Source organism: Streptomyces sp. NPDC048275 (assembly GCF_040652275.1).
Lineage (GTDB): Bacteria > Actinomycetota > Actinomycetes > Streptomycetales > Streptomycetaceae > Streptomyces.
Genome location: NZ_JBEZLR010000208.1, coordinates 1 through 4,597 on the forward strand (window position 1 = coordinate 1; position 4,597 = coordinate 4,597).

4 protein-coding genes and 2 pseudogenes are annotated in these 4,597 nt (G+C 66.7%); 5 read left to right on the plus strand and 1 reads right to left on the minus strand.

Going from position 1 to position 4,597, the window contains the following annotated elements; genetic code table 11:
- Window positions 1–222 precede the first annotated feature (222 nt).
- Window positions 223–1,038 (plus strand): IS5 family transposase, encoded by an 816-nt coding sequence (locus AB0D57_RS47165; RefSeq protein WP_362088682.1) that lies wholly within the window; start codon window positions 223–225, stop codon window positions 1,036–1,038.
- Here AB0D57_RS47165 and AB0D57_RS47170 read toward each other — a convergent pair.
- Complete coding sequence (locus tag AB0D57_RS47170; RefSeq protein WP_362088685.1) at window positions 971–1,486, minus strand: hypothetical protein; 516 nt, start codon at window positions 1,484–1,486, stop codon at window positions 971–973. The two genes, AB0D57_RS47165 and AB0D57_RS47170, sit on opposite strands and share 68 nt — an antisense overlap.
- Window positions 1,487–1,557: 71 nt before the next feature.
- Between AB0D57_RS47170 and AB0D57_RS47175 the strand changes: the two genes are divergently transcribed.
- The 4 genes and pseudogenes from AB0D57_RS47175 to AB0D57_RS47190 all read left to right on the plus strand — a co-directional run bounded on the left by AB0D57_RS47175 (window position 1,558) and on the right by AB0D57_RS47190 (window position 4,326).
- Window positions 1,558–1,836: a hypothetical protein gene (locus tag AB0D57_RS47175; protein WP_362088683.1), complete on the plus strand. Its 279-nt coding sequence runs from the start codon at window positions 1,558–1,560 to the stop codon at window positions 1,834–1,836.
- A gap of 1 nt (window position 1,837) precedes the next feature.
- A pseudogene (locus tag AB0D57_RS47180) lies at window positions 1,838–2,179 on the plus strand (hypothetical protein); the annotation flags it as partial.
- Window positions 2,179–3,009, plus strand: a pseudogene (locus AB0D57_RS47185) (tyrosine-type recombinase/integrase); the annotation flags it as partial. The pseudogenes AB0D57_RS47180 and AB0D57_RS47185, both read left to right, overlap by 1 nt.
- A gap of 867 nt (window positions 3,010–3,876) precedes the next feature.
- Window positions 3,877–4,326: a hypothetical protein gene (locus tag AB0D57_RS47190; protein ID WP_362088684.1), complete on the plus strand. Its 450-nt coding sequence runs from the start codon at window positions 3,877–3,879 to the stop codon at window positions 4,324–4,326.
- The last annotated feature ends 271 nt before the right edge of the window (window positions 4,327–4,597 follow it).

Consider the following 4,597-nt stretch of genomic DNA (forward strand, 5'->3'; position numbering starts at 1 on the left):
CCACTGCCTCCAGAAACACGAACTGTTCGACGAACAGACCGCGTTCCCAGTCCAACTTGCCGCCGCGGCTTGACACTTAGCCGCGTGAGGTGTCTGTTGTCGAAGTGCCGCGTGGTCGCGGTTGCCGGGTCCAGTCCGTCCACTCCTGGGTGTGACTGCCTCGCCCACAGGTTCGGGAACGCGGCCGACCGGCCGGATCGCCGACCCCGATACGGCTCGGACATGAGCGATGCCGAGTGGTTCCTGATGCGGGATCTGCTGCCGGTTCCGGGCTGGCTGGCGGGCCGGGGCGGCCGTCCGGAGGGCTACTGCCACCGGCAGATGATCGACGCAGTGCGCTACCTCGTCGACAACGGCATCAAGTGGCGGGCGATGCCGTCCGACTTCCCGCCCTGGACTCGGGTGTATGCCTTCTTCGCCCGCTGGCGGGATACGGGGTTGGTGAGCGAACTGCATGAACGTCTGCACCGGGCGGTCCGCCGGGCGGAGGACCGTGAACCGGAGCCGAGTGCTGCTGTCATCGATTCCCAGTCAGTGAAGGCGGACGCCACCGTCGCTTACGACTCACGAGGATTCGACGCCGGGAAGAAGATCAACGGGCGCAAGCGGCACCTGCTCACCGACACCCTCGGACTCCTGCTGGACGTGCTGGTCACGCCGGCGTCCACGACCGACCGGGATGCTGCCCGCATCCTGCTGCCCGCGGCAAGGAGTCACTTGCGACGGCGTTCCCGGATCTGGGCCGACGGCGGTTACCGTGGCCACCTCCAGGACTGGGCTGCCCAGCACCTCGGACTCGTCCTCGACGTCGTCCGCCGCCGCGAAGACGTCCGCGGCTTCCAGGCACTGCCCCGCCGCTGGGTCGTCGAAAGATCCTTCGCCTGGCTCCTGCGCAGCCGGCGCCTGGTCCGGGACTACGAGCGACGCACCGACACCAGCGAAGCCGTCATCCGGTGGTCGATGATCGCACTCATGAACCGCCGCCTGGCCGCCCGACAGCACCAGCATCCTGGGCCTGCTCCGATGCCGGCAGCGTGAACCTTCCCGGCTTCACCTCCACCAGCCAGCCCCGTTCCACCAGCCTCTTCAGACGTGCTCTCGCACCCTCGACGCGGGAAGCGGAGGCGCTGTCCCAGCCGAGCACCACGGCCGTCCGCCGGGCATCCAGCCCGTCGGCTTTCGCCTCTGCCGCGGCGGCCATCATCGCCTGGTAGTCCACCGACAGGTCCTCGACCCCGGCCGCGTTCTCCCGATGAGGCACCGCGCGTCGCGGTCCGACCGGCCTCTTCCGCGACACCCCGACGGCCACCACCGCGGGCGTCTCCTCCTCGGCCAGCGCCTCCAGATACTGCTCGAGACCGATCACCCGACGCCTGAGCACCTCTTCCGCCTCCGCCAAGTCCGTCCGCACCCGCTCCAGTTCGGCTTCGAGCTCCTCCACCCGCACCACCGCGGCCTTCCGCCGGGCTTCCAAAACCGCGCGCATCGACGGCATCCGCCACCCCCACAACATCTCGGCCAGCAACGAGCCGAGACTTCCGCGGCACCTGCGATCCCATGCCTGACCAGCGGAATCCGCACACGGGGTTCGGCGCCGACGCTCACCCAGCGGCGTCATCGGCCGGTCAAGCAGCGCGAGCCGAGCGCGCCGACTCCGAGTTCCCGTTGGAGAAGGAAGTCGCGGACGGCTTCAACGACATCTTCGGCGCGCTGAACAGCGCCGTCGCGGTCGCGGAGGACATGGGGCCGCTGTTCCGTCAGGCCCACGAGCACGACATCGCCCGTCACGAGGACCCCCGCAACGGCCCGGAGGCCGAGAAGGGCTGGAACGTCTGACATGAGTGCCACCACTGCCGCACAGAAGAGGAAGCAGGCGGACAGTGGCCCGGTGCTGGACTGGAGCGCCGGTCACGGACCCGTGACCGGCGCTCTGTCCGCGACCACCGGAGCCCTGGCTATCGCCACCACCGGCCCCCTGTCCTGGGCCGCGCTCGGCTCGCTCGCCACGATCGGCGTCGGGATGGGCGCCGGCGCCCGCTCCGTCGCCCTGTATGAAGAGGCCCGCGAGGAAGAGGCCCTGGCCGCGGAGCAGCGCCAGGTCGCGCAGGAGATGAGCGCGGAGCGGCGCCAGATCGCCGCGGAGTGGGTGGAGCGGATCCGCCGGATCTGCACCATCACGCCTTCCTCCTGGCCGCAGCGAAGCGCCCCACGTTCATGCGATGGGTGGTCGGTGTCGGCATGGGATTCCGGCAGGGCGAAACCCTCGGTCTGCGCTGGAAGTACGTCGACCTCGAAGCAGAACTCTTCCACCCTCAGTGGCAGCTCCAACGCCTCACATGGCGGCATGGATGCGCGGATCCGCACACGTGCGGCCGGCGTCTGCACCGGTTCGAGCCTTGCCCGCCCGAGTGCGTGACGCACCGGAACTACACGCGGGGGTGCCCACAGCCCTGCGCGAAGGACTGCACGCGACACGCGAGCGCGTGCCCGGAACGCAAGGGCGGTGGGCTCGCCTTCACTCGCCCCAAAACCAAGAAGAGCCGGAACGAAGTACCCATCCCGCCGCCGTTCCTTCCCTACCTGCTTGAGCACAAGGCACAGCAGGACGAAGCACGGGTCGCCGCGGTCGAGCTGTGGCAGGAGCACGACGCGGTGTTCACGCGTCCGGACGGCCGGCCGCTTGACCCACGGGCGGACTGGGAGGAGTTCAAGGAGCTACTCGAAGAGGCGGGTATCAGCGACCGACGCCTCTACGACGGGAGCCGCCACACCGCAGGCACGATCCTGAACGAAGTCGGGGTGGACATGCCGACGATTATGGAGATCCTCCGGCACACGCAGATCAGCCAGACACGCCGCTACGTGAAGGGTCGGTCGAGCCTCTCGAAGGACGCGATGCGCCGCATCGGTGACGTCTTCATGCCCGAGCCGGAACCCACTACTGAGACCAGAACTGAGACCGTAGACAGCAAGGCGGCTCGCGCCCGGCATCGGCGCCGCGTCCGTTAAAAGCAAAAGCCCCAGATCACGGCGAGTGAGTTCTGGGGCTTCTACAGAGCCGCCTTCGGGATTCGAACCCGAGACCTACGCATTACGAGCTGTCCGATCTTGGTCCACAGTGGTCCAGGGCAGTCCGCCGAGGGTTTCGCATTGCAGGTCAGGCGCCGTGCCGGACGTTCACGGACGAACACGTACCGCACCGGATTGACCAGCAATCGAGACTAGAACTGAGACTGACCCCAGGTGCCTTGACGAGGGCAGGAACGTCGACAGCCCGCACCGAACGGTGCGGGCTGTCGACGTACGCGGGGGTTAGCTGATGGGCGGGCCAACTATTAGGTGTTCCCAGCGGTAGCAGCAGTCGAGCTCAACAAGGTCGCGGCTGTAACCCAGAGGCGGTCTCGACCGCCGCCTTGCCCGTATTCCGGTGTGCGCGGCGGCCGTTCCTTGTGGGTCAAACGACCGGCACACTCAGCGACCGGGCCGGGCTACTGTGCCCGTCGTACGTGGCTGACACCGGCCATGGCGGTCGCGCATGACCTCACCCGCAGGGCGATGCACGACTGACGAAGTTTCCTGCACGGACGACAAAGTCCGAAGCCCACGACGACCCTAAGGTCCATGGGTGAGGCTAGAGAAAGGGGCGTCACGCACCCGCATCACGAGCCTTGTCCAGGCCATCCTCTGCCTGCATCACGCCAGCTCAGGCTGAGGATGGAAAGGCTACTTGGCGTGCCCTTGATCTCTTCACCGTCGAGGCCGTAGGACCAACCCGGCTTCATCCGTCCGAGCACGCCCTTCGTCGAAGACCCGTAAGGGCAAGGTCATGTACACAACAAATACGTCCGCGCAGTTCAACAAACGTAAGGGAACCCGGTGACCCTGTCTCCCCGCCGCAGTGTGATCGCTACTTTGCTACTCGCCCTCACCGCAATCGTTGGTACCGCCAGCCCCGCTGCGGCGGCCGAACCGAGGCCAAGCTTCCAGATCTTCTACGGCCCCGACTGCGCCACGGCCTATCGGACGTACCTGGGCCCAACCACCGTGGGAGTGATCCGCGACGAGCCCTGGATCAATGACACTTTCAACGCCTCGTCGGCATCCTCGCCGGGGTATGGACAGGAGATCTTTGAAAACGCGGCATCAACCCGAATCCAGCCCCGCACTCGCGTCGCGATCCTCGACTCGTACGGCGACTGGTGGTGGGCATCCAACAGCAGCTACTCCACATCGCGATGCGTGAACTTGGCCACGGGCTTCGCGCCGGACCGCAGCATCCGCAATGACAACAACGGTTTCAAGGTCACCGCCTACAACACGTTCTGACGCAGCTCGATGGCCGCAGGCGGTCCCGTCGGCACCGAAGCCGGGACGACGTCCCGGAGCGGCCTCTCCGATGCTGCATACCCGCTGTGGCGAGAGAGAACAGAAGCGGCCGCACTCTCAACGGTGCGGCCGCTTCTCTTCGACGTTCATCAATTATCAGACAGGTCCTAGTCTAGTGCTGGATTCCTCTTTAGCTGGGTATATGTCCTGGTGGCGGGGTAGTTGAGGGTGCTCGGGGGCGGGTGCTGGGCGATGGTTTTATGGGCACGGC